At 71.2% G+C, this 21,947-nt stretch carries 17 protein-coding genes; 6 read left to right on the top strand and 11 right to left on the bottom strand.

The genetic code is table 11. The features are described 5' to 3' along the window. Positions 1-14 precede the first annotated feature (14 nt). The 5 genes from ACFQ6X_RS06440 to ACFQ6X_RS06420 all read right to left on the bottom strand — a co-directional run bounded on the left by ACFQ6X_RS06440 (position 15) and on the right by ACFQ6X_RS06420 (position 4,807). The gene (locus ACFQ6X_RS06440) at positions 15-782 is read right to left on the bottom strand and encodes an ABC transporter ATP-binding protein (RefSeq protein WP_383176795.1); all 768 of its coding nucleotides are present in this window, start codon (positions 780-782) and stop codon (positions 15-17) included. Next, positions 758-1,630, bottom strand: coding sequence for an ABC transporter permease (locus tag ACFQ6X_RS06435; RefSeq protein ID WP_383176792.1), 873 nt, complete (start codon positions 1,628-1,630; stop codon positions 758-760). The genes ACFQ6X_RS06440 and ACFQ6X_RS06435 overlap by 25 nt, the downstream gene beginning before the upstream one ends. Beyond that, entirely contained in the window at positions 1,627-2,691 is a 1,065-nt protein-coding gene (locus ACFQ6X_RS06430) for an ABC transporter substrate-binding protein (RefSeq protein ID WP_383176789.1), read from the bottom strand. Before ACFQ6X_RS06430 ends, ACFQ6X_RS06435 begins: the two co-directional genes overlap by 4 nt. A 13-nt stretch (positions 2,692-2,704) precedes the next feature. Next, the gene (locus ACFQ6X_RS06425) at positions 2,705-3,250 is read right to left on the bottom strand and encodes a flavin reductase family protein (protein ID WP_383176786.1); all 546 of its coding nucleotides are present in this window, start codon (positions 3,248-3,250) and stop codon (positions 2,705-2,707) included. 303 nt (positions 3,251-3,553) lie between these two features. Next, positions 3,554-4,807 carry an ROK family protein gene (locus ACFQ6X_RS06420; protein WP_383176783.1) on the bottom strand — a complete coding sequence of 418 codons (1,254 nt, stop codon included), beginning with the start codon at positions 4,805-4,807 and terminating at the stop codon, positions 3,554-3,556. A 543-nt stretch (positions 4,808-5,350) separates the two neighbouring features. Here ACFQ6X_RS06420 and ACFQ6X_RS06415 point away from each other — a divergent pair. Next, entirely contained in the window at positions 5,351-7,768 is a 2,418-nt protein-coding gene (locus ACFQ6X_RS06415; RefSeq protein ID WP_383176780.1) for an endonuclease/exonuclease/phosphatase family protein, read from the top strand. A 57-nt stretch (positions 7,769-7,825) separates the two neighbouring features. Here ACFQ6X_RS06415 and ACFQ6X_RS06410 read toward each other — a convergent pair whose 3' ends face one another. From ACFQ6X_RS06410 to ACFQ6X_RS06400, 3 genes are read right to left on the bottom strand one after another with little or no spacing between them, the layout of a single operon-like run. Then, positions 7,826-8,761 (bottom strand): alpha/beta fold hydrolase, encoded by a 936-nt coding sequence (locus ACFQ6X_RS06410; RefSeq protein WP_383176777.1) that lies wholly within the window; start codon positions 8,759-8,761, stop codon positions 7,826-7,828. A 14-nt stretch (positions 8,762-8,775) separates the two neighbouring features. Next, positions 8,776-10,050, bottom strand: a complete 1,275-nt coding sequence (locus ACFQ6X_RS06405; RefSeq protein WP_383176774.1) for a beta-ketoacyl-[acyl-carrier-protein] synthase family protein — start codon at positions 10,048-10,050, stop codon at positions 8,776-8,778. Beyond that, complete coding sequence (locus ACFQ6X_RS06400; RefSeq protein WP_383176771.1) at positions 10,047-10,280, bottom strand: phosphopantetheine-binding protein; 234 nt, start codon at positions 10,278-10,280, stop codon at positions 10,047-10,049. The genes ACFQ6X_RS06405 and ACFQ6X_RS06400 overlap by 4 nt, the downstream gene beginning before the upstream one ends. A 227-nt stretch (positions 10,281-10,507) precedes the next feature. Here ACFQ6X_RS06400 and ACFQ6X_RS06395 point away from each other — a divergent pair, with 227 nt between their 5' ends. From ACFQ6X_RS06395 to ACFQ6X_RS06375, 5 genes are all read left to right on the top strand, one after another. Then, positions 10,508-10,951, top strand: a complete 444-nt coding sequence (locus ACFQ6X_RS06395; protein ID WP_383176768.1) for a nitroreductase family deazaflavin-dependent oxidoreductase — start codon at positions 10,508-10,510, stop codon at positions 10,949-10,951. Positions 10,952-11,041: 90 nt separating this feature from the next. Further along, a complete protein-coding gene (locus tag ACFQ6X_RS06390) occupies positions 11,042-11,773 on the top strand; it encodes a nitroreductase family protein (RefSeq protein WP_383176765.1) in 732 nt (243 codons plus the stop codon). 192 nt (positions 11,774-11,965) lie between these two features. Then, the gene (locus ACFQ6X_RS06385; protein WP_383176762.1) at positions 11,966-13,510 is read left to right on the top strand and encodes an N-acetylmuramoyl-L-alanine amidase; all 1,545 of its coding nucleotides are present in this window, start codon (positions 11,966-11,968) and stop codon (positions 13,508-13,510) included. A gap of 163 nt (positions 13,511-13,673) precedes the next feature. After that, positions 13,674-14,441, top strand: a complete 768-nt coding sequence (locus ACFQ6X_RS06380) for a hypothetical protein (protein ID WP_383176759.1) — start codon at positions 13,674-13,676, stop codon at positions 14,439-14,441. 56 nt (positions 14,442-14,497) lie between these two features. After that, entirely contained in the window at positions 14,498-15,352 is an 855-nt protein-coding gene (locus ACFQ6X_RS06375) for a DUF3626 domain-containing protein (RefSeq protein ID WP_383176756.1), read from the top strand. A gap of 64 nt (positions 15,353-15,416) precedes the next feature. Here ACFQ6X_RS06375 and ACFQ6X_RS06370 read toward each other — a convergent pair whose 3' ends face one another. From ACFQ6X_RS06370 to ACFQ6X_RS06360, 3 genes are all read right to left on the bottom strand, one after another. Continuing rightward, on the bottom strand, positions 15,417-19,172 hold the full coding sequence (locus ACFQ6X_RS06370; protein WP_383176753.1) for a S8 family serine peptidase: 3,756 nt from the start codon (positions 19,170-19,172) through the stop codon (positions 15,417-15,419). A gap of 103 nt (positions 19,173-19,275) precedes the next feature. Continuing rightward, positions 19,276-20,415 (bottom strand): XdhC family protein, encoded by a 1,140-nt coding sequence (locus ACFQ6X_RS06365; RefSeq protein WP_383176750.1) that lies wholly within the window; start codon positions 20,413-20,415, stop codon positions 19,276-19,278. Positions 20,416-20,456: 41 nt separating this feature from the next. Then, positions 20,457-21,914: an NCS2 family permease gene (locus ACFQ6X_RS06360; RefSeq protein ID WP_383176747.1), complete on the bottom strand. Its 1,458-nt coding sequence runs from the start codon at positions 21,912-21,914 to the stop codon at positions 20,457-20,459. Positions 21,915-21,947: the final 33 nt, after the last annotated feature.

Below are 21,947 nucleotides of genomic sequence, written 5' to 3'. Positions count from 1 at the left end.
CTTCTCCTCGGGATTCAGTTCGTGAGCTGGGGCTGCGCCACGCCGAGGGCGCCGAGCAGGGTGTCGCGGTACTCCTGGAAGCGCGGGTCGCGACGGGAGCGCGGGGACGGCAGGTCGATCCTGAGGTCCACCGAGATCCGGCCGTCCTCGAGTACCAGCACCCGTTCGGCCAGTTCGACGGCCTCGTCGACGTCATGGGTCACCAGGAGGACGGCGGGGCGGTGGCGTTCGTACAGTTCGCGCAGCAGGCCGTGCATCTTGATCCGTGTCAGCGCGTCCAGGGCCCCGAACGGCTCGTCGGCCAGGAGGAGTTCGGGGTCGCGGACCAGGGCCCTGGCCAGGGCGGCGCGCTGTTGTTCGCCGCCGGACAGCTCGTGGGGCCAGGAGCGGTCGCGGCCTTCGAGACCGACCTCGGCCAGCGCGGTCAGGCCCCGCTCGCGGGCCTTCGGGCCGCGCAGACCGAGGATGACGTTGTCGAGTACACGCAGCCAGGGCAGCAGGCGGGAGTCCTGGAAGGAGAGGGACACCCGCTCGGGTACGAGGAGTTCACCGGATCCCTCGACCGTGTGGTCGAGGCGGGCCACGGCCCTGAGCAGGGTCGACTTGCCGGAACCGCTGCGGCCGAGGAGCGCGGTGAACTCCCCCGGCGCCACGGTCAGATCGAGGTCCTGCAGGACGACCCGGTCGCCGAACCTGCGGACCAGCCCGGTCGTGCGTACCGCGGGCCGCTCACCCTCGGTGCCGGGCAGGACCTCCGTCAGCCCGCCAGTGTGCGTCGCCATGACAGGACCCTCCTTTCGACTGCGCGTACCGCCGCGTCGGAGGCGAAGCCGAAGATCCCGTAGGCCACCAGCCCCACGATGATCACGTCGGACTGGGCGTACTGCTGGGCCTGGAACATCATGTAGCCGATACCGCTGGTGGCGTTGATCTGCTCGACCACGATGAGGCCGAGCCAGGACGAGGTGACTCCGAGGCGCAGGCCGACGAAGAAGCCGGGGAGCGAGCCCGGGGCGACGACCTTGCGGATGAACTGCCAGCGGCCCAGGTCGAGCCCCTCGGCGAGTTCCACGTACTTGCTGTCGATGCCGGTCAGCGAGGCGTACGTGTTGATGTACATGTTCACCGCGACGCCGAGCGCGATCACGGTGACCTTCATCTGCTCGCCGATGCCGAGCCAGAGGATCAGCAGTGGGAGCATGGCCAGGGACGGGATCGCCCGCTTGATCTGGAGCGGGCCGTCCAGCAGGTATTCACCGCTGCGGCTCAGTCCGGCCGCCACGGCCAGGATCACACCGGCCGACACCCCGAAGAACAGGCCGAGTCCGGCGCGCTGGAGCGAGATCAGGACGTTGTCCTGGAGCCGGCCGGTGGAGACCAGGTCGCCCGCGGTGGCGAGCACGGTGCCGGGCGAGGACAGGATGCGGGGGTCGAGATAGCCGGAGGCGGACGCCGCCCACCAGGCGGCGACGAGCAGCACGGGCCCGATCAGCCGCCCGAAGGGCAGGGACCGGCCGGGGCCGAGCCGCCGTCGGGTGCCGCGGGCTGCGGGCGCGGCCTCCGCGGCTGCCCGCGGAGCCTCCACGGCCTCCGGCCGGGCCTCGCGTGCCTTGGACAGCAGATCCGTCATGACCCCTCCCGGTACTCGGCGGCCACGGCCGCGGCCGCCAGCCCTTCGAAGCGGCGGTCGAACAGCTCGGACGCCTTCTGCTCGGGTACGAAGCCGCCCTCGGCCAGCAGGTCGGCGGTCTCCTGCTCCCAGGCGATGGCCTCGTCCCAACTGGCGGGGAAGTGAGGCTTGTTGAGGGAGGCGACGATGCGCTTGCCGTCCTCCTTGGTCACGCCCTGGTCCTTCACGTAGTACGTGTCGATCCACTCGTCGCTGTTCTCCCACGCCCACACCTGGCCCCGCGCCCACAGCGGTATGAAGCTGCGGACCGCCGCCGCCTTCGCCGGGTCGTTGAGGACCTCGTTCGGCGCCCAGAGCACGGTCAGCAGGTCGACGACCTCTGTCTTCACCCCGCGGGCGCCGTCCTTCGCGTACTGGCTGAGGTACTTGGTGATGGTCGGCTCGCCCAGTGGGGCCACGTCCACCTGCTTGGACTGCAGGGCGGTCAGGAACTGGGTGCTGGGCAGGGCGACGAGCTCGACGTCGCTGTTGCTCAGACCTGCCGCCTTCAGTGCGCGCAGGACCACTACGCCCTGGGCCTGCCCCTGGGAGAACCCGATCTTCTTGCCCCGGAAGTCCTCCACCTTCCTGATGGACGATCCGGGTGCCGTGGCGAAGACGTACGTCGGCTTCTTGCGGACCTGCACCCCGACAATTTTCGCTCCGACACCGATGGCGTGCGCCTGGATCGGCGGGATTCCCGCATTGGTGGCCAGGTCGATCGATTTCGCACGGAATCCCTGGATGATGTCGGGTCCCGCGGAAAGGTTCGGCCATTCCGTGACCGTGAAGTTCAATTCCTCGGCGAGCCCCGCGGGCTCCAGTTGGAGTCGGGCCGTACGGACCGCGATGGTCAGTTTCGTGCCGGCCGGCGGATCTCCCGTGGGCAGGGCGCCGGCAGGTTCCGCGCCGGCCACGGCTTTGCTCTGCGGGGAGCAGGCGGCGAGGCTGAGAACGGTTCCGCCCGCCAGTGCGAGGAAGGATCGGCGGGCAAGGGTCCGCCGGGTGTCGTTACGTGTCATGGTGAATTCCTGATCACTGATCGCGAGTGGGGCGGATGGAGTGGTAGGAGCCGTCGTGGAACAGCAGCGGGCTGCGCCCCTCGTCCAGCCAGGACTCCTCGACCCGGGCGACGACGACGCGGTGGTCGCCGGCCGGGACGATGTGCTGGACGGTGAGCCGCAGCCAGCCGGTCACCCCGTCGAGCACGGGCTCGCCGCCCGCCAGCCGGCTCCACCGGGTCGGCGCGGCGAAGCGGTCGATGCCACTGGTCGCGAACGTGGTGGCCAGCGCCTCCTGTTCGACGCCGAGGAAGTTCACCACCGCGGTGGCGGCCCGCTCGATGTGCGGCCAGGACGAGGCCGATGTCCCGATGCCGAAGGAGACCAGCGGCGGGGCGAGCGACAGCGAGGTGAGCGAGGTGGCGGTGAAGCCGACCGGCCCGTGGCCGGCGTCGGCGGTGACGACGACCACACCTGCGGGATACCTGCGGAATGCCTGCTTGAAGCGTTCCGGGGCAATGCCGGGCGCGGCGGGTTCGGTTGATTGGACAGCGGCATACGAAGACACAGTGACGGTCAACGTCTCTCCCCGGTCGGAAAGGCGGAAAAAATGGGTGCGCGGACAGACGGGCGGTGAGGTGAACACGCACGGAGTGCGGACCGCCCGGAAATTCTTCTGAGGGTTATCGGTTACCCGGACAGGGGCGACAACAGGAACGCCGGGCGATATCGCTCACCGGCGCGGCCGCGCGGCAGGAACGTGCCACCTGGGGCACATTCCTCGAATTCCGCTGTCGGCTGGTCATGAATCCATCTTCCCGTTCGGGGCGAGGGCGGGTCAACAATGCAACGATCTGAATTAAGTCGGTATTCGTGGAGGCGGTCAGGACACCGCGGGAAGTGCGGGCCAGGGCCCCAGCGGGTCGGTGTACAACGCGCCGAGCGCGACCGCGCCCCCCGCGGTGGCCAGCACCGATCCGGTGAAACTGCTCGGCACCACTGCGCGTTCGGGGTCGTCGCACACGCCGGAGCGTTCGGCCACCTCCGCCCGCAGATCGGCGAGGCACTGCGGCAGCCGGCCCGCTCCGGGCTCGACCACCACCAGACACTCCGGGTCGAACATGTCCAGCAGCAGTGCCGCGGCCCGGCCCACCAGCCGGGCGCGGCGGCGGAACAGCGCCACGGCGCGCGGCTCGTCCGCCATCGCGTGGTCCAGCAGTTCACGGAACGACGCGACGTGCAGGCCCTGTTCGGCGGCCCGGCGGATCATCGCGCGTTCGGAGACCTCGGACTGGAGGCATCCGGTACGGCCACAGCTACAGGGCTCCGCGTCACCCGATCCGCCCGGCCCGAGCGGCAGATGGGCCACGCTGCCCGCTGCGGAGCGCGGGCCACGGTGCAACTCGCCCGCGGTGGCGAAGGCGGCGTCGACGACCGCGCCGATGAACAGCAGCACCGTGCTGGCCCGCGTCGAGACCTCCCCGAACATCTGCTCCGCCCGCGCCAACGCTCGTGAGTGGCTGTCCACATGGACGGGCAGCCCGGTGGCAGCGGTCAGGATCTCCCGTACGGGAACGGAGCGCCAGCCGAGATGGGGATGCTCCACGACGACTCCGGCGGCGGAGTCCACCCGGTGGCCGGTGGCCACGCCCAGGGCCAGCACGGTCCGGCCGGCCGCGTGAGCGGCCGTCAGCCGGGGCAGCCGGGTGGCCAGGTCGGCCAGGATGCCGCGGGGTTCGGTGCTGAGGTGCGGCCGGCGGTCCTCGGCCACCACCCGGCCGCGCAGATCCATCAGTGCGACCGTCGAGTGCGCGACGGCGATATGGGCCCCGGCCACCAGGAACCTGCCGGTGTCGATCTCCACCGGTATGTGGGGGCGTCCGAGCCCTCGCGGGCCGGTGGTCTCCTCGCTCTCACGGACCAGACCGCGGGACAGGAGGTGTCCCACGTGTCCGGTCACCGAGGCGGGCGACAGGCCGGTGACGCGGGCGACGGTGGAGCGGGCCACCGGGCCGTGGTCGAGGATCGCGCTCAGCACGGCTCCCGTTCCGGAGGCACGGCGGGCGGCTCCGGCCGCGGGGATGTCCGAGCGGCGCAGCGGACCGGTGCGGCGGGCGGGCGCAGGCAGACTCTTCACAGGTGTCGTCCAGGTCCTCGGTGGCAGCGGGCGGTACGGGTGCGGTCCCGCCCCGGCGAAGGTGCGGGGCGGTTCCTCGTGGCGGAACCGGCCGGTATCGGTCCGGTCCGGATTCCGCTTGTCCCGTGCGGCGGGGCGCCCGCGGCGCGCAGGGGGAGCGTGTCCCCGTGGGCGGTTCGCGCGGGCTCCGTGTGTTCAGGCCCGGTGACACGCCGCGGAGCACACGCGCTTCAGGTCGACATGACCTCGCGTCGTCAGGTGTGCGGATCGCTGCATGCCGCGCAACGTAGCCGGAACGGCGTAAGCCGGTCAAACCACTGCCCGCATGCTGGGACGACTGTCCACGGACATGTGTTGCGGGCGTATTGCGCTGCGTTGAAGGGGTGTTGAGAGCGTGTGGCGGCACCGTTTCGGCGCTTGACACGGACCGGCCGCGACGCCCGCGCACCCGGGCGTTTCCAGGAATTAACCTCGTGATGCCTTGTCACTCCTGGTCTACGCGCATAGCTTTTGCCACCTCACTACAACTTGGGGGCAGTTCCCGTGCACATAGCCAGACCCGGCTCCGCCCTGCTGGCCGGCGCCGTCGCCGTAACCCTCTCGGTGACCGCGCTGCCCGCCGCCTTCGCGGCCCCGTCCTCCACCGCCGTGATCTCCGAGGTGTACGGAGGCGGCGGCAACTCCGGTGCGACGCTCACCCGCGACTTCATCGAGCTGGCCAATGCCGGCTCGAGCCCGTTCGGCCTGTCGGGCTTCAGCGTCCAGTACCTGCCGGGCACCCCGTCCGCCGGCTCGCTGTGGCAGGTCTCCGAGCTGTCCGGCGCGGTCGCGCCCGGTGGCCGCTACCTCGTCGCGCAGGCCGCCGGCACCGGCGGCACGGTCGCACTGCCGACCGCCGACGCCACCGGCACGGTCGCGATGTCCGCGGCGAGCGGCACCGTCGCGCTGGTCTCGGGCACGACACCGCTGACCTGCAAGACAGCCGCGGACTGCGCCGTCGACACCCGGATCGTGGACCTCGTCGGCTACGGCTCGGCAGTCGTACGCGAGGGCAGCGGCCCGGCGACGGGCACCTCGGCCACCGCCTCCGTGGCCCGCGGTACGTCCCTCGCCGACACCGACGACAACGCGGCGGACCTGGCCGCGGGCACGCCGACGCCCGTCAACGCGGCCGGCGAGACCTCGGGCGGATCGGGGCCGGGCGAGCCCGGCGGGCCGACCGAGCCCGGCACCGTACGGGTGCACGACATCCAGGGCACGACCCGTGTCTCCCCGCTCGTGGGCCAGGCGGTGACCGGTGTCCCCGGCGTCGTCACCGGCGTACGGACCAGCGGTTCGCGCGGCTTCTGGATCCAGGACACCGCACCGGACGCCGACGCCCGTACGAGCGAGGGCCTGTTCGTGTACACCGGCTCCGCCGCCCCGGCCGTCGCCCTGGGCGACTCGGTGCTGGTCAGCGGCAAGGTGGCCGAGTACTACCCGTCCTCCACCACCCAGTCGCTCACCCAGCTCACCGCACCCAGCACCACGGTCCTGTCCTCGGGCAACGCCCTTCCGGCGCCCGTCGTCCTCGACGCGGCCTCGGTGCCCGACGCCTACGTGCCGTCGGCAGGCGGCGGGTCGATCGACGCACTGGCCCTGGACCCGGCCACGTACGCCCTGGACCTGTACGAGTCGGTCGAGGGCGCCCGCGCCACGATCGCCGACACCCGGGTGACGGGCGCGACGACCGCGTACGACGAGGTCTGGGTGACGGTCAAGCCGGAGGAGAACCGCACCCGGCGCGGCGGCACGCTCTACGCCTCGTACGAGGACCAGAACACCGGCCGCATCAAGGTGATGTCGCTGAACGCCGCACAGCCGGTCCCGGTGGCGGACGTGGGCGACGAGCTCTCCGGCTCCACCACGGGCGTCATCGACTACGCGTCGTTCGGCGGGTACAACCTCCAGGCCACCGAGCTCGGCACGCTCACCGACAACGGGCTGCGGCGCGAGGTGACACGGAAGCAGAAGCGCAAGGAGCTCGCCGTCGCCACGTACAACGTGGAGAACCTCGACGCGCTCGACGAGCAGGCCAAGTTCGACACGCTCGCCGAGGGTGTCGCGGTCAGCCTCGCCTCCCCCGACATCGTCTCGCTGGAGGAGATCCAGGACGACAACGGAGCGGCGAACGACGGCACGGTCGGCTCCGACGCGACGCTGAAGCGGTTCACCGACGCGATCGTCGCCGCGGGCGGACCGCGGTACGCGTGGCGTTACGTCGCACCCGAGGACGGCAAGGACGGCGGCGAGCCCGGCGGCAACATCCGCAACGTCTTCCTCTTCAACCCCCAGCGGGTCGACTTCGTGGACCGTGCGGGCGGCGACGCGACCACCGCCGTGACGGCCGTGAAGACGAAGAAGGGTGCCACGCTCTCCGTCTCGCCCGGCCGGATCAACCCGACGAGCGCCGCCTGGGACGACAGCCGCAAGCCTTTGGTGGGCGAGTTCCGCTTCCGCGGGAAGCCGGTCTTCGTCATCGGTAACCACTTCGCGTCCAAGGGCGGCGACCAGCCCCTGCACGGGCGCTACCAGGAACCGGTGCGCAGCTCGGAGACGAAGCGGGTCCAGCAGGCCGCGGAGGTCAACACCTTCGTCCGCTCGCTGCTGAAGGCGGACAGGTCGGCCCAGGTGATCACGCTCGGGGATCTGAACGACTTCGCGTTCTCGCCGACGATGGACGCGCTGACCAGCGGCAAGGTGCTCAAGCCGCTGATCACTACGCTGCCGAGGAGCGAGCAGTACAGCTACGTGTTCGACGGCAACTCGCAGACGCTGGACCACATTCTGACCAGCCCCGGGATCCGCCGTCTCGACTACGACGTGGTGCACATCAACGCGGAGTTCGCCGACCAGGCGAGCGACCACGACCCGCAGATCGTGCGGGTCGACGTGAACGGCAACGGCGGCCACAAGCACTGACCGGATCCGGGGACGGCCGGCACCGGCCGTCCCCGGATCCCGTTCGGCGGACCGCGTTCAGGCGTCCGCGCGGGTCGCTGCCGCGCCGCCCGGGGCCGTGACCTGGCGCGGGAGTGCGCGGGCGGCGGGCTGCGGATCCGGTGGCCCGTCCGCCGGATCGTCGGTGAAGAAGCGGGTGACGAGTGCGGCGACCTCGTCGGAGCGTTCCAGCACCACCCAGTGGTCGGACTCCGGCAAGGTGAGGAAGCGGCTTCCCTCGATGGTCGCGGCGAACTCCCGCTGCCGCCGGGGCGAGGTCACCGTGTCGTGCTCCCCGGCGAAGACCAGGGCCGGTACGCCGGACAGTCCCCCGGAGAAGTCGGGCCTGTCCCCCAGCGCCCGGTGCAGCGAGTCGGCGGCGTGCGGCGAGTGGCTGAGTGCGTGCAGGAACGAGCGGCGTACGTAGCGCCTGGCGAGTTCCCTGCGGTGCACCGGACGGTCCGGGTCCAGACACATCAGTCCGTCGGCGGCCAGCTCCGCGAACCCCTGCGCGTCGCCTTCGGCCAGCCGCTCCGTGGCCCGGTGCCAGTAGCTCCGCTGGGCGGAGCCGATGTGCGCGGGAACGCCGCCGAGGACGAGCCGGGCGATGCGGCCGGGGTCGTGCCGCGCGCAGCCGAAGGCGATGGCCGCGCCGTAGGAGAAGCCGAACAGGTTGACCCGGGGCGCGCCGATGTCGTCGATGATCCCGGTGACCGCGGCACGCAGGATGCCCGCGCAGTCGCCGGGGGGCAGCGGGTCCGCCGTACCCATGCCGGGCAGGTCCGCGGTCACCACGTCGGCCACCGGGCCCAGGTGGTCGTCCATCTGCGGCCAGCCGAACATGCCCTGCAGCGCGCCGCCGAGGACGAGTACGGGTTCGGTGCCCGGGCCGTGGGCCGGCTCGGCGCGGGGCAGGATGCGATAGGCGTACCGCAGCCCGTGGACGGACAGGGACCGGATGATCTCCTCGGGCATGGTGCTCCTTCCCCTCAGGCCCTGGTGAGGACGAGCGCCGCGTTGTGACCGCCGAAACCCAGCGAGGTCTTGACCGCGCAGTCGAACGCGCCCCGCCTGGCCTCCTTGCTCACCACGTCGAGGGGGATCGCGGGGTCGGGTGCGTCGAGATTGGCCGTCGGCGGTACGAGCTGGTGCTGGAGCGCCAGGACGGTCAGCGCGGTCTCGATGCCGCCCGCGGCTCCCAGGGTGTGACCGGTCATCGCCTTGGTGGACGTGACCAGGGGGTGCTCGCCGAGGACCCGGCGCAGCATGGTCGCCTCGATGAGGTCGTTGGCGACGGTCGAGGTGCCGTGGGCGTTGGCGTGGCCGATGTCGGAGGCGTCGATGTCCGCGTCGGCCAGGGCGGTGCGCAGCGCCCGTTCGATGCCGAGCCCGTCCGGGTCGGGGGCGACGGCGGAGTGGGCGTCGCTCGATGCCCCGTAGCCGGCGACGAGGGCGCGGACCGTGGCCCCGCGGGCCCGTGCGTGCTCGGGGCGTTCCAGGACGAGGAGCCCCGCGCCCTCGCCGACGACGAAGCCGTCGCGGTGGGTGTCGAAGGGGCGGCAGGCCGCCTGGGGGTCGTCGCGGCGGGTGGAGACGGCCCGCATCTGGCAGGCGCTGGCGATGAGCAGCCGGGAGCAGACCGATTCGGCGCCGCCCGCGACGACGATGTCGCAGGCCCCGGTGCGGAGCATCTGGTGGGCGGTGCCGATGGCGACGGTGCCGGAGGAGCAGGCGGTGGAGACCGCCTGGCTGGGGCCGTGGACGCCCAGGTCCATGGCGACGCTGCTGGCGGCGCCGTTGACGACGGACAGCGGGGCGAGCTTCGGGGAGACACGTCGCGCGCCGCGCTCGGTGAGGGTCGTGTGCTGCTCGTCGTAGAAGGGGAGTCCGCCGTGGGCCGAGCCGATGACGACGGCGACCCGGCCGCTGTCCCAGACCGCCGGGTCGAGTCCGGCGTCGGCGACGGCCTCCCGTGCGGCGATCACGGCGAGCTGCGAGAAGCGGTCCATCAGCCGCTGGGCGGCGACGCCGAGGACGGCCCTGGTGTCGAGGTCCGTGATCGAGTACATGAAGTCGCAGGGCAGACCGGCCAGTTCGGGCCGTTGCATGACCGAGGGGGCGACGGTTGTGTCGCACACCCCGCGCCATGCCGCCTCGACCCCCACACCGGCGGCGGTCACCAGACCGATCCCGGTGACGGCGGCACTGAACGGCTCGGTCCCAGGACGGGCGGACGTGCGGGCGAACGGCCGCCGGGCCGTCACGCGCCGGCCTTGCTGCACACTGCCGCGACCAGTTGGCCCACGGTGTCGCGCGACGAGAGGACGACATCCTCGAGGTCGATGTCCATCCGTTCCTCGATGAGGAGCCGGAGTTCCTCCAGGGCGAGCGAGTCCAGGCGCAGTTGACGGAGGGGCACCTCCGGCCGGATGGCCAGGGGATCCGCTCCGAATGTGGTGACGAGCAAGGCGCTGATCTCTTCCGAGGTGCTCATGGGGACGCTCCTCCGCTCTCGTACGCGGTGACGCCGGCCGCGTGGGGGTGGGACGGCCATCGGGGACGCCGGCTGCTCCGGAGGCACCCTTTATACGCCTTCACGGCCGGGATTCCGGCCCCCGTTCCCCCGTGAGGAGGGGGGACGACCAGGTGTGCGAATCCGACGTGCCGCGGGGAGGGGTGACACGATGGGTGCACACAGGGGCACGAGAGGGAGAAGCGGTCATGGCGACGGAGCAGCACGACGGTCCGGTACGGCTCAGCCCGACGAACTGGGTGGCGAAGCAGGCCGAGTTGTACGAGTCGTCCGGCGGGACCAAGGGCACCACCCAGCTCGGCGTCCCGTGCCTGCTGCTGGACTGCGTGGGCAGGCGCAGCGGGGCGGTGCGGCGCACGGTCCTGATGTACGGGCGCGACGGTGACGACTACCTGATCGTGGGGTCGAACGGCGGCTCGGACAGCCATCCGCTCTGGTACCTGAACCTGCTGTCCGAACCCGCCGTCGACATCCGGGTCGGCACGGAGCGCTTCCCGGCGCTCGCCGAGACCCTCACGCCCGAGGAGAAGGCCCGGGTGTGGCCGCATCTGGTGGAGGTCTTCCCGAGGTACGCGAAGTACCAGCAGGGCACCGCCCGCGACATCCCCGTGGTACGGCTCCGGCGCCGCTGACCTGCCCGGACGGTCCGGCCGGGCGGCCCTGCGGAGCCTGCCCCCAACGGGGGTCCCCGCAGGGCTTCCTGATGCGTACACTCCGCGATCATGACCTTCGAAACGGTTCAGTCCGACGCGTCCGCCCTCGACGGACCCGCGCTCTTCCCGACCATGTCCACCATGCGCGCCATGCGCCGCCTCAAGCCGGACGCCGTGCCGGACGAGACGATCGAGAAGCTCATACAGGCCGCCGTCTGGGGACCCAGCGGCGGCAACATGCAGTGTTACGAGTACGTCGTCGTCACCGACCGCGAGGTGATGGCCCGTCTGGCCCCGCTGTGGAAGCGCTGCGTCGACGCGTACCTCGCGACCACGGGCAAGTACGCGCCGAAGGGTATGGACGACGCGGCGTACGGCCGGATGGTGGCGGCCATCGAGTACCAGCGCGACCACTTCGCGGACACACCGGCGCTGATCATCCCCTGCTACCGGTTCCCGGAGCCGCAGTTCGACGACGAGGGCCTGCGGGTCTACGCCGAGTCGCTCGGCCCGGCGGGGCTTGCGCACATGACGGACACGCAGACGCGCTTCCAGGCACTCGCCGAGGGTTCCTGCGTCTATCCCGGCGTCCAGAACATCCTGCTCGCCGCACGGGCCCTGGGGCTCGCCGCCAACGTGACCATCTGGCATCTGATGCTGGAGCAGGAGTGGAAGGAGGCGCTCGGGATCCCCGAGGACATGGAGACCTTCGCCGCCATTCCCGTCGGGTGGCCGCAGGGCAACTTCGGGCCCGTCCGGCGCCGCCCGGTGGCGGACGTCATCCACCGGGACCGCTGGTAGCAGCACGGGGCTCCGGCACCCCCGTCGGGGGTGCCGGAATCTCCCCAACTCCATTGGAGTGAAAGGGATTTGAACACGCTTGCGGCGCGTTGTCATGCCCTGACCCGGTCGATAGCCTGTGCGGGCTCGCGCCCTCGGCCCACCCCACACGGGCACGGGGGTCCTTCCTCTCCCCACAGACCAGGAGCAGGTATGCCCAGAAGCCCCGCCGGCCACACCCGGGGTCGCGCAGCTGTTCTGGCGGCTCTCACCGTCACCGCCGTCGTCGCCGCCGGCCACCCGGCCCCCGCCGCGGCCGCGGCGGATCCCATGAACCAGGCCTTCACCCGGGCAGCCGAGAGGTTCGGCGTACCGCGCGACCTGCTCGCCGCCGTGGGCTACGGCGAAACCCACCTGGACGGGCATGACGGACGCCCGAGCCAGGCGGGCGGCTACGGCGTGATGCACCTCGTCAGCAACCCCGCGAACCGCTCCCTGGAGAAGGCCTCCGCCCTGACCGGCGAATCCGCGGCCGAGCTGCGCCAGGACACCGAGGCCAACATCCTGGGCGGCGCGGCCCTCCTGCGGAGCCACGCCGACGCACTCGGCCTGGACAGCGCCGAGCGTCGTGACATCGATGCCTGGTACCCGGCCGTCGCCCGCTACAGCGGGGCGAAGGGCGGCGTGTCCGCGCTCTACGCGGACAACGTCTACACCTTCCTCGCCCAGGGGCTGCGGGCGACGGTTCCCGGTGGCGAACGGGTCTCGGTAACCTCCCGTCCGGTCGCCCCGCAGAAGGGCTCCCTGGCCGCGGCCGCGGTGACCGCCCAGAGCCCCGACTACCCCTCGGCGCTGTGGGTCCCCGCCAACGCCGCCAACTACGCGGTCAACCGGACGGCGACCATCGACAAGGTGGTCATCCACGTCACGCAGGGCTCGTACGCCGGCACGATCAGCTGGTTCCAGAACCCCGCCTCACAGGTCAGCGCCCACTACGTGGTCCGTTCCTCCGACGGCCAGATCACCCAGATGGTGCGCGACAAGGACACCGGCTGGCACGCCAAGAGCGCCAACGCCTCGTCCCTCGGCATCGAGCACGAGGGCTTCATCGACGACCCGTCGTGGTTCACGGACTCGATGTACCGCTCCTCGGCGGCGCTGACCGCATACCTGTGCAACCGGTACGGGATCCCGAAGGACCGGGCCCACATCATCGGGCACAGCGAGGCACCCGGGAACGACCACACCGACCCGGGCGTCAACTGGAACTGGACCTACTACATGCAGCTGGTCGGGGGCGGCGGGGGCAGCGCCGGTGTCGGGCTGGACTTCACCTCGTACGCGACCCAGCGGTCGGGCTCGACGGGTCCCCAGGTGAAGGCCATCCAGTACCTGCTGAACAAGCAGGGGTACAGCGCGGGTGCCGAGGACAGCGTCTTCGGACAGGCCACGCAGGACGCCGTCAAGGCGTTCCAGACGGCCCGCAAGCTGTCCGCCGACGGGACGGTCGGCCCGAAGACGTGGACCGCGCTCCTGTCGGCCGGGACCACACCCACGCTCACCAAGGGTGCGAGCGGCGACAACGTGAAGCGGGTGCAGCGGGCCCTGACCGCGGCGCTCGGATCGACGGTCGCCATGGACGGCAACTTCGGCACGGCGACGGACACGGCCGTGCGTCTCTACCAGGAGGGCCGGGGTCTGGACGTGGACGGCAGCGTCGGCCCCGACACATGGGAGGCGCTGCAGGCCGGGCTCTGATCCCCCGGTTCTCCGTCACCGGAGCTCCGCGGGCGGGCCCGTGCGCACCGCGCACAGGTCCGCCCGTCCCTTTGAGTACCGGTACTCATGCCCGGACCCCGCTCCCCCGGGACGATGACGGGAGAGCGGGCGGACGGACGCGCGGCTCGGTCGGGGGGACGGCATGGGACGGTTCGTGGGGGCGGTGCTGGCGACAGCCGCACTGGCCGGAGCACTGGTGCTGGCCTACACGTCGGGCATGTCACTTTCGCTGCTGCTGGGAGCGGCTGCCGGCGTGCTGAGCCTGCTGTGGCTGCTCCTCCTGCTGACGGTGCCATGGAACCTGTACTTCCGGGCCCGGTCGGTCCTCGCCGAGATCGGGGTCAGCCGCGGGAAGGGCCTGGACGTGCCCGAGGCACGCGATGCCGAAGCGGCGCGGATCGCCCGGATGATGCTGCGGGTGGCCGTGGGGGGTCACATCCTTACGGCTGCCCTGGTCGTCGCGGTCACGGTGGCGACGGGAGCGGTGACGGGATACTGGTTCGCCGGGTTCTTCCTGCTGAGCACCGTCTTCAGGCCGGCGGGCGCCTACTTCGGACAGTTGCGGAGACGGCTGGGCACCCTCGTCGAGGACGTCACCTTCCCGCGTGACGACGTCCTGGAACTGCGCAAGCAGGTCGAGCAGGTGCAGAGCGGGACCAGGGTCCTGGAGGAGAAGGCGGAGGAGCAGTACCGCGCCCTCGCCGCACTGCGCGGCACCGTGGACGCGGTGGGCGTCTCGGTGTACGAGCGGGCGGACGTCGCCGACCGGAAGATCGCGGCGCTGGCCCGGGAGTTCGAGGCCACGGTGAACCGCCTGACGGACAACCAGGAGATCATCACCGGCCTGAAGGCGTTCCTGCGGCTGCTCCGGACGGCCGACGGCGACACGGGCGCCCGCCCGCTGCACTGATTCGCCTGCGCGGGACCGGGCGGCAGGGCGGAAGCACGACCGGGCAGACTGGGGCGGTGAGTACCGACACCCCGCGGGCACCGGAGCGCGCCCTTCGGCACGTGGCCTCCCTGTCGACAGGATCGCCGCTGGACCCGGCACTGGCTGTGACGTTGAACTTCCACCCGGACCGGGCCGGCGGCGACGGCCGTACGGTTCTGGATCTGCTGGCCGATGACGGCGTGTACGTGTCCCAGTTCGTCACCGGCACGAGCAACGGAGGGCTCACCGCGCACCCGGGCGGTGACCGGTGGCGCTGGGAGAGCCGGATCTTCGGGGGCGCCTACGACGACGCGCACGCCCAGGAGCGGCCCGTCTACGGCGCGTTGAAATTCCGGCGCTCGACCGTCGGTGCGGCGCCCCGGTTCGGTTCCGCGCACTTCAGGCTGACCTCCGGGACGCTCGACCGCACCACGTTCTGCTATCCCGACAGCTTCCTGGAACCTGCGGACTTCGGGGTGGCGGCACGTATGCGGCTCATCGAACTGGCCGAGGCCGACCGCAAGGACGCGCTGGACGACTACATCGAGGCCCAGGTCCACGGGCCCGTCCGTCTCGACCGCCATGTGGAGGCGCTGGTCCTCGACCCGTCCTACCGCGGTACGCCGGTGGAGTCCGCCGCACGGAGACTGCCCTGTCCCGTCGAATGGCACGACGGGTTCCGGATCGGCGTCGAGGAGTTGCGGCGCCGGCCCGGCTACCGAGGACAGGAGTACGTCGATCTCGGAGCCGCGCTCGCGGTCGACGGGTACCTCGACCCGCGGATGATCGGGGACGCGGCCCGCACCGGCCTCCACGACGGGCAGGACCTCAAGAAGGTCTGGCACTGTCTCGCCCGGTTCGGGCGGACCGCCACCGGCGGGAGAACGTGAGAGCGAGGTGGCTCCGCACCCCTGAGCAGGGTGCGGAGCCACCTCGGACGGGTCCCTCAGCAGATCACTTCAGGCCGAAGGCCCGGATGATCTCCTGGTCGACAGCGAGGCCGCCGGGTCCCTCGGTGTGCGCCTTGAGCGACACGAAGCCGCCCGACTTCGCCGGCGTCCTGAACCGTGCGGTCCACTTGCCCGCCGAGTCCTTGTGCAGCTGCGCGGCCACCCAGGTCTTGCCGTCGTCGTAACTGACCGACAGCGACGCCTTGTCGGCCTTCACCGCGCCGCCCATCCACTCCTGCGTGCCGGAGGCGAGACCCAGCTCGGTCCACCGGCCGCCCTTGACGTCACCGGCCAGGTCGGTGTCGACGTCGAAGTCCAGCTGGAGCATCGGGATGTCGGACTGGTACGGGCCGTTCTCGTCCAGGGCGCCCGAGACGAAGCTCCACTCGCTGTGGGTCCGGGTCGAGGTCTTCCACAGGTCGCCGTCCCGGACCGAGTCCAGGACCAGCCGGTACGGGAGCTTCTCCGCCGAGAGGTCGCCCGCGTATCCGGCGCGGCCCGCTCCCTTCCTGAGCAGCGTGTCACCCTGGTAGAAGGCGTACGACGTGGTGTCGTACTCGTCCTCGGGCATCGAACCGGAGTGGCCCGCACCGGAGTCGCTCCACATCGGGATGTTGAACTGCATGTCGTTGTACGTCGTGCGGAACGGACCCCAGTAGCCGGTGCCGAGCCGCGGACGGGTGATCGGCGCGAACCACTCGGCCTCGTAGCTGCGGCCGGCCGTGTAGTCCAGGTCGCCGCTGCGCATCTCGGCGGCGAAACCTGTCGCCTGCGCGTTCAGGACCGAGTGGTTCTCGTACCAGAAGGAGTCACCCGGCAGCGGGGTGACCCACTCGGTGCGGACGCCCGGGAACTTCTCGTACTCCTCGAAGCCGAGGCCCGGACCGTAGTCCGGGATGTCGTAGCGGTAGCCGCCGCCGAGCGTCGCCTTGTGGCCGTAGAAGGTGTTCTCCACCTTCGCCAGCTGACCGGTCGACGGGGCGAAGGCCAGGGAGCGGTCGGGGATGGTTCCGTCGTGGCGGTCGACCAGGTCGTACACGTAGCTCGTGTACCTGCGCTGGTCGATGTCGAGCTTCCGGCCGCGCTCGGCGGCCTTGATCAGCGTCTCGCCCGCGATCCGCTGCACGGTGGCCACCGGGATCGTGGTCTCGGTGCCGTACGGGACGTAGCTCTCCATCAGGACGCCGCTGCCGTCGTGGACGACGAACAGCGCCTTGGCGCCCGCGGCGAGCGCGTTCGCCAGCCGGTCGGCGGGGCTGACCGCATCGCTGCGGGTGACCACGACGGCCTTCCCCCTGACGTTGTGGCCCTTGTAGTCGGCCGCGGCACCGTTGCCGGCGAAGAAGCCGGTCAGCTTCTGCTCGCTGTTCTCGGCGAGCAGCGCGCCGCCCTGCACGGTGACCGGCACATCACGGCCGTCGGCCGACAGGTCGATCATCTTCTCGCCCTGACGCCAGCGGGTCAGGAAGCTGAAGCTGCCCTGCGTGACCTTCTCGGTGGGGCTCGCCCACAACTGGTCGTAGGTCAGCGGGATCTGGAACGCGTCACGCAGGACGACGCCGTTGGGCGCGGTGCGTGCCATGTCGTAGCGCAGCTGCCGCGTCTCGGTCTCCTTGGGCGTGCGCACACTGACCTTGCGGGCCTTGGAGGCGTCCAGGGTGACCGTGGTGGGCCTGTCCAGGACGGTCTCGGGGTCCGCCAGGAAGGCGACGGCCTTCGAGTCGGCGCGGTCACCCTTGACGTCGACCGAGGCCCAGGTGGAGTAGTTGCCGGGCGGCAGGCGCAGCGTGGTCTCGCCGGAGACCGCGACGACGCCGAGGTCCGGGCTGCCGAGCTCACCGAGGACGACGTAGCCGTCCATCGGCTTGCCCTCGCGGTCGCGGAGCTTGAGCGTCAGGTCGTAGAGCTCCTGCTCCTTGTTCACCGCGAAGCCGGTGTGCGCGACGACTGTGCCGGCCGGGTCCTTGGCGACGACCTGGCCGGAGAACTGGGTGTTGCTCGGGACCTGGGCCGGGTCGATCGAGAGGACCACGTCGGCGGTGGAGCCGGCCGGGACGGTGACCGTGGACGCGGAGAGCTTGTAGGCGGCCGAGTCCGTGCCGGTTGCCAGGTTCAGGGTGACGTCCTGCGCACCGGAGTTGCGGTAGGTGATCTTCCGCTCGGCGACCGGGTCGGTCGTGGCGTGCGGCCAGTCGTAGGAGGCGACCTCGACGGAGCCGGTGGCCTCGATCGTCGTGTCGATCGCCGCCTTCACATCGAGGCGGCCGGTCCCCTGTTCGTACGGGGTGTAGTCCGGCAGCTGCTTCGAGGAGGTCATCAGCGCGTCCTTGATGCGCTGGCCGGACCAGTCGGGGTGCCGCTGCTTCAGGATGGCGGCGGCGCCGGCGACGTGCGGCGTCGCCATCGACGTACCGGACATCTGCTGGTACATCTCGGTCATGCCGGGGATCGCCTGCGAGGCGGCCGCGTTGATGTCGACGCCGGGGGCGGACAGGTCGGGCTTCAGGCCGTGCGACCTCACCAGCGGGCCCATGGACGAGAAGTCGGCGCGGTTGTCCTGCTTGTCGACGGCGGCGATGGTGAGTGCCTTCGCCGCGGAGCCGGGTGCGCCGATCGTGCCGGCGCCGTACGCGTTGCCGGCGGCGATCACGAACAGCGGTCCGCCGTCGGCCGAGAGCGCGTCGACGGCCTGCGCCATCGGGTCGGTGCCGTCGTCCGGGATGCTGGATCCGAGGCTCATGGAGACGACGTCGGCGCCTTCGGCCTTCGCCCACTCCATGGCTTCGATGATGCCGGAGTCCGCGCCGGATCCCTCGTTGCTGAGGACCTTGCCGACGAGCAGGTCGGCGCCGGGGGCGACGCCCTTGTTGGCACCGTCCGACGCGGCGCCCGAGCCCGCGATGGTGGACGCGACGTGCGTACCGTGGCCGTGCTTGTCGACGACCTCCTCGCCGGGTACGAAGCTCCTGGACTGCAGGATGCGGTCCTTGACGTCCGGGTGCGTCGCGTCGATACCGGTGTCCAGGACGGCGACCGTGGTGCCCTTGCCGTCGAAGCCGGCGGCCCATGCCTGCGGGGCGTTGACCTGCGGCACCGAGTCCTTGAGCGAGGCCTCGACCCGGCCGTCGAGCCACAGCTTGGCGATGCCGTTGTCGAGCGAACGGCTCTTCTCCGTACGGGCGATGTCGCTCCAGAAGGCGCGGGCGTCGTCCTTGTCCGCCTTCAGCGCCGCACCGTGGATCGATTCGAGGGTGCGGACCGTCCTGCTGCCGCGCGGTGCCACGGGCAGCGAACGGGCCGGGCCCGCCGGGTAGGTGGCGATCAGCGGGATGCCGCCGGAGCGCTTGTCGTCGTACCCCATCTCGACCAGGGCGGAGACGTTGAAGAGCCGGCGGTCCAGCTTCCCCGCCGCGATCAGGGCGGTCGCCTCGTCGGGCAGGACGTAGATGTCGTCGCCCGCCTGCTGCATGTGCACGCCGCCCGCCGCGCCGTCGGGGCGGTCGACGGTCACAGTGTCCTGGTCGCCGGCGCCGTCCGTGTAGTGGACGACATCACCGGTGACGAGGGTGATGTCGTAGCTCCGGGCCGGGGCCTCGGAGCGGCCGCCGGCGGACGACGGCTGCGGGGCTGCGGTGGCGGAGCCCGCCGCGGGAAGCATGACGCCGCTCACGAGGGCGACCGAGGTCGCTATGAGCAGAGCCCTGCGTCCCGCGCGAGCGGGTCTCGCCCGGCCGGAAACGGAGGAGGGTAGAAATGTCATGCAGCAGATCTACCTGCCGGGACACAGCCACGGCGGGTTCACGCCTGGCGTGAACCCGCCGTGGCGGCAATCCGCCCGGCACGACCGCGGTCCGGCGGCCGGTTCAGGCCACGGAGGCCAGCGGTGGTCCGTCCTCGTGGTGGATGGGGGTGTGGGCGCCGGCGAGCGGCACACCGCTGCCGCCGCGCCGGTCGGCGACGATCTCGGCCGCGATCGACAGGGCCGTCTCCTCGGGCGTACGCGCTCCGAGGTCCAGCCCGATCGGCGAGTGCAGGGCGGCAAGTTGGCTCTCGGTCACGCCCGCCTCGCGCAGTCGCTCGTTGCGCTCCAGATGGGTGCGGCGCGAACCCATCGCGCCGACATAGGCGACCGGCAGCCTCAACGCCAGTTCCAGCAGCGGTACATCGAACTTGGCGTCGTGCGTGAGTACGCAGAGGACCGTGCGCGCGTCCACCTCGGTGTCCGCGAGGTAGCGGTGCGGCCAGTCGACGACGATCTCGTCGGCCTCCGGGAAGCGTGCCGCGGTCGCGAAGACGGGCCGGGCGTCGCAGACGGTGACGTGATAGCCGAGGAAGCGGCCGGCCCGGACGAGGGCGGCGGCGAAGTCGATGGCCCCGAAGACGATCATCCGGGGCGGCGGGACGCTCGATTCGACGAGCAGGGCGAGCGGGCGGCCGCAGCGCGAGCCGTCGGCGCCGATGGTGACCTCGCCGGTGCGGCCCGCGTCCAGCATCGCCCGTGCCTCGGCGGCGGCCGTGCGGTCGAGCTCGGGATGCCCCCCGAGCCCGCCCTCGTACCTGCCGTCGGGGTGGACGAGCAGCGGGCGGCCGAGCAGCTCCGCGGGCCCGTCGGTGACCCGGGCGACCGCCGCCGCCGAACCCCCGGCGGCAGCGGCGAACGCGGCGGCGAACACCGGGCGCGCGGGATCGTCCGCGCGCACCGGGGTGACCAGGATGTCGATGACGCCGCCGCAGGTGAGCCCGACCGCGAAGGCGTCGTCGTCGCTGTAGCCGAAGCGCTCGCGCACGGTGGTGCCGTCCTCGAGCGCCTGCCGGCACAGTTCGTACACCGCGCCCTCCACACATCCGCCGGAGACCGATCCGATGGCCGTGCCCTCGCTGTCGACGGCGAGCGCTGCGCCCGGCTGCCGGGGCGCGCTGCCGCCGACGGCCACCACGGTGGCCACGGCGAACGCGCGTCCCTGCCCGACCCACCGGTGGAGTTCTTCGGCGATGTCCAGCATGGCGTGTCTCCTTCTGACAGGGGTGCGGAGGGGCGGTGGCGTCAGTGGACGCCCAGCCAGCTCTCGATCGGGTTCAGGGCGAAGTAGACGACGAAGATGAGCGTCAGGACCCACATGAAGGCACCGACCTCACGGGCCCTGCCCTGGGCGAGCTTGATGGCGGCGTACGAGATGACGCCCGCCGCGACACCTGTGGTGATGGTGTACGTGAACGGCATCAGGACCACGGTGAGGAAGACCGGGATGGCGACCGATCGGTCGCTCCAGTCCACGTGCCGGGCGTTCTGCATCATCATGGCGCCGATGACGACCAGGGCGGCCGAGGCCACCTCGGCCGGCACGATGGCCGTGAGCGGGGTGAAGAAGAGGCAGGCGGCGAAGAAGAGCCCGGTGACGACGGAGGCCAGCCCGGTGCGGGCGCCCTCCCCGACCCCGGTCGCCGACTCGACGAACACGGTCTGGCCGGAGCCCCCGGCGACGCCGCCGATCGCTCCGCCCGCACCGTCGATGAAGAGCGCCTTGGACAGGCCCGGCATCCGGCCCTTGTCGTCGGCGAGCTTCGCTTCCGTACCGACTCCGATGATGGTGGCCATGGCGTCGAAGAAGCCGGCCAGCACCAGGGTGAAGACGATCATGCCGACGGTCATCACCCCGACGTCGCCCCAGCCGCCGAACTCGACGTCCCCGAAGAGGGAGAAGTCCGGTGAGGAGACCGCGCTGCCGGCCAGCTCGGGCGGGCCGCTGCTCCAGGACTTGGCGTCGATGTCGCCGACGGCGTTGACGACGACCGCGACCAGGGTGCCGACGACGATGCCGATCAGGATCGCGCCGGGGATGTTGCGCGCCTGGAGCATGAAGATCAGCAGCAGGGTCACGGCGAAGATGAGGACGGGCCAGCCGGCGAGTTCACCGGCGGGGCCGAGGGAGAGCGGGGTCGCAGTGCCCTTGTGGACGAAGCCGGCCTTGTAGAGCCCGATGAGGGCGATGAAGAGGCCGATGCCCATGGTGATGCCGTGCTTCAGCGCGAGCGGGATGGCATTCATGATCATCTCGCGGAGGCCGGTGACGACCAACAGACAGATCACCAGCCCGTAGACCACGCACATGCCCATGGCCTGCGGCCAGGACATGGCCGGGGCCACCTGCGAGGCGAGTACGCCGGAGACGCTGAGACCGGCCGCGAGGGCGAGGGGCACCTTGCCGATGAAGCCCATCAGCAGGGTGGTGGCAGCCGCCGCGAACGCGGTGGCGGTGATGAGTCCCGGCTGGCTGAGCAGCTGGCCGTCGACGTCCTTGCCGCCGAGGATGAGCGGGTTGAGCAGGAGGATGTACGCCATGGCCATGAAGGTCGTGACGCCGCCGCGCACTTCGCGCGCGACGGTCGATCCCCGTTCGGATATGTGGAAGTAACGGTCGAGCCAGGACCGTCCGGCGGGGACACGCGAGCCGGGGCCCGCGTCCTCCGCACTTGTCTTGACTTGCACTGACTGCTGGGTCATGTTGCCTGACTCCCAAGGTTCACAGGGGCACCC

The sequence above is a fragment of the Streptomyces sp. NPDC056452 genome (assembly GCF_042796085.1).
In the GTDB taxonomy this organism is placed as follows: domain Bacteria; phylum Actinomycetota; class Actinomycetes; order Streptomycetales; family Streptomycetaceae; genus Streptomyces.
Note: the sequence above shows the minus strand (reverse complement) of the source record. Positions and strands in the feature narration are given on the sequence as shown.

What these genes read in the sequence shown, in the direction of transcription:
- ACFQ6X_RS06430 (WP_383176789.1), bottom strand. Translation starts at nt 2,691, where the DNA reads ATGACACGTAACGACACCCGGCGGACCCTTGCCCGCCGATCCTTCCTC.
- ACFQ6X_RS06370 (WP_383176753.1), bottom strand. Translation starts at nt 19,172, where the DNA reads ATGACATTTCTACCCTCCTCCGTTTCCGGCCGGGCGAGACCCGCTCGC.
- ACFQ6X_RS06380 (WP_383176759.1), top strand. Translation starts at nt 13,674, where the DNA reads ATGGGACGGTTCGTGGGGGCGGTGCTGGCGACAGCCGCACTGGCCGGA.
- ACFQ6X_RS06385 (WP_383176762.1), top strand. Translation starts at nt 11,966, where the DNA reads ATGCCCAGAAGCCCCGCCGGCCACACCCGGGGTCGCGCAGCTGTTCTG.
- ACFQ6X_RS06365 (WP_383176750.1), bottom strand. Translation starts at nt 20,415, where the DNA reads ATGCTGGACATCGCCGAAGAACTCCACCGGTGGGTCGGGCAGGGACGC.
- ACFQ6X_RS06440 (WP_383176795.1), bottom strand. Translation starts at nt 782, where the DNA reads ATGGCGACGCACACTGGCGGGCTGACGGAGGTCCTGCCCGGCACCGAG.
- ACFQ6X_RS06390 (WP_383176765.1), top strand. Translation starts at nt 11,042, where the DNA reads ATGACCTTCGAAACGGTTCAGTCCGACGCGTCCGCCCTCGACGGACCC.
- ACFQ6X_RS06435 (WP_383176792.1), bottom strand. Translation starts at nt 1,630, where the DNA reads ATGACGGATCTGCTGTCCAAGGCACGCGAGGCCCGGCCGGAGGCCGTG.
- ACFQ6X_RS06400 (WP_383176771.1), bottom strand. Translation starts at nt 10,280, where the DNA reads ATGAGCACCTCGGAAGAGATCAGCGCCTTGCTCGTCACCACATTCGGA.
- ACFQ6X_RS06360 (WP_383176747.1), bottom strand. Translation starts at nt 21,914, where the DNA reads ATGACCCAGCAGTCAGTGCAAGTCAAGACAAGTGCGGAGGACGCGGGC.
- ACFQ6X_RS06395 (WP_383176768.1), top strand. Translation starts at nt 10,508, where the DNA reads ATGGCGACGGAGCAGCACGACGGTCCGGTACGGCTCAGCCCGACGAAC.
- ACFQ6X_RS06410 (WP_383176777.1), bottom strand. Translation starts at nt 8,761, where the DNA reads ATGCCCGAGGAGATCATCCGGTCCCTGTCCGTCCACGGGCTGCGGTAC.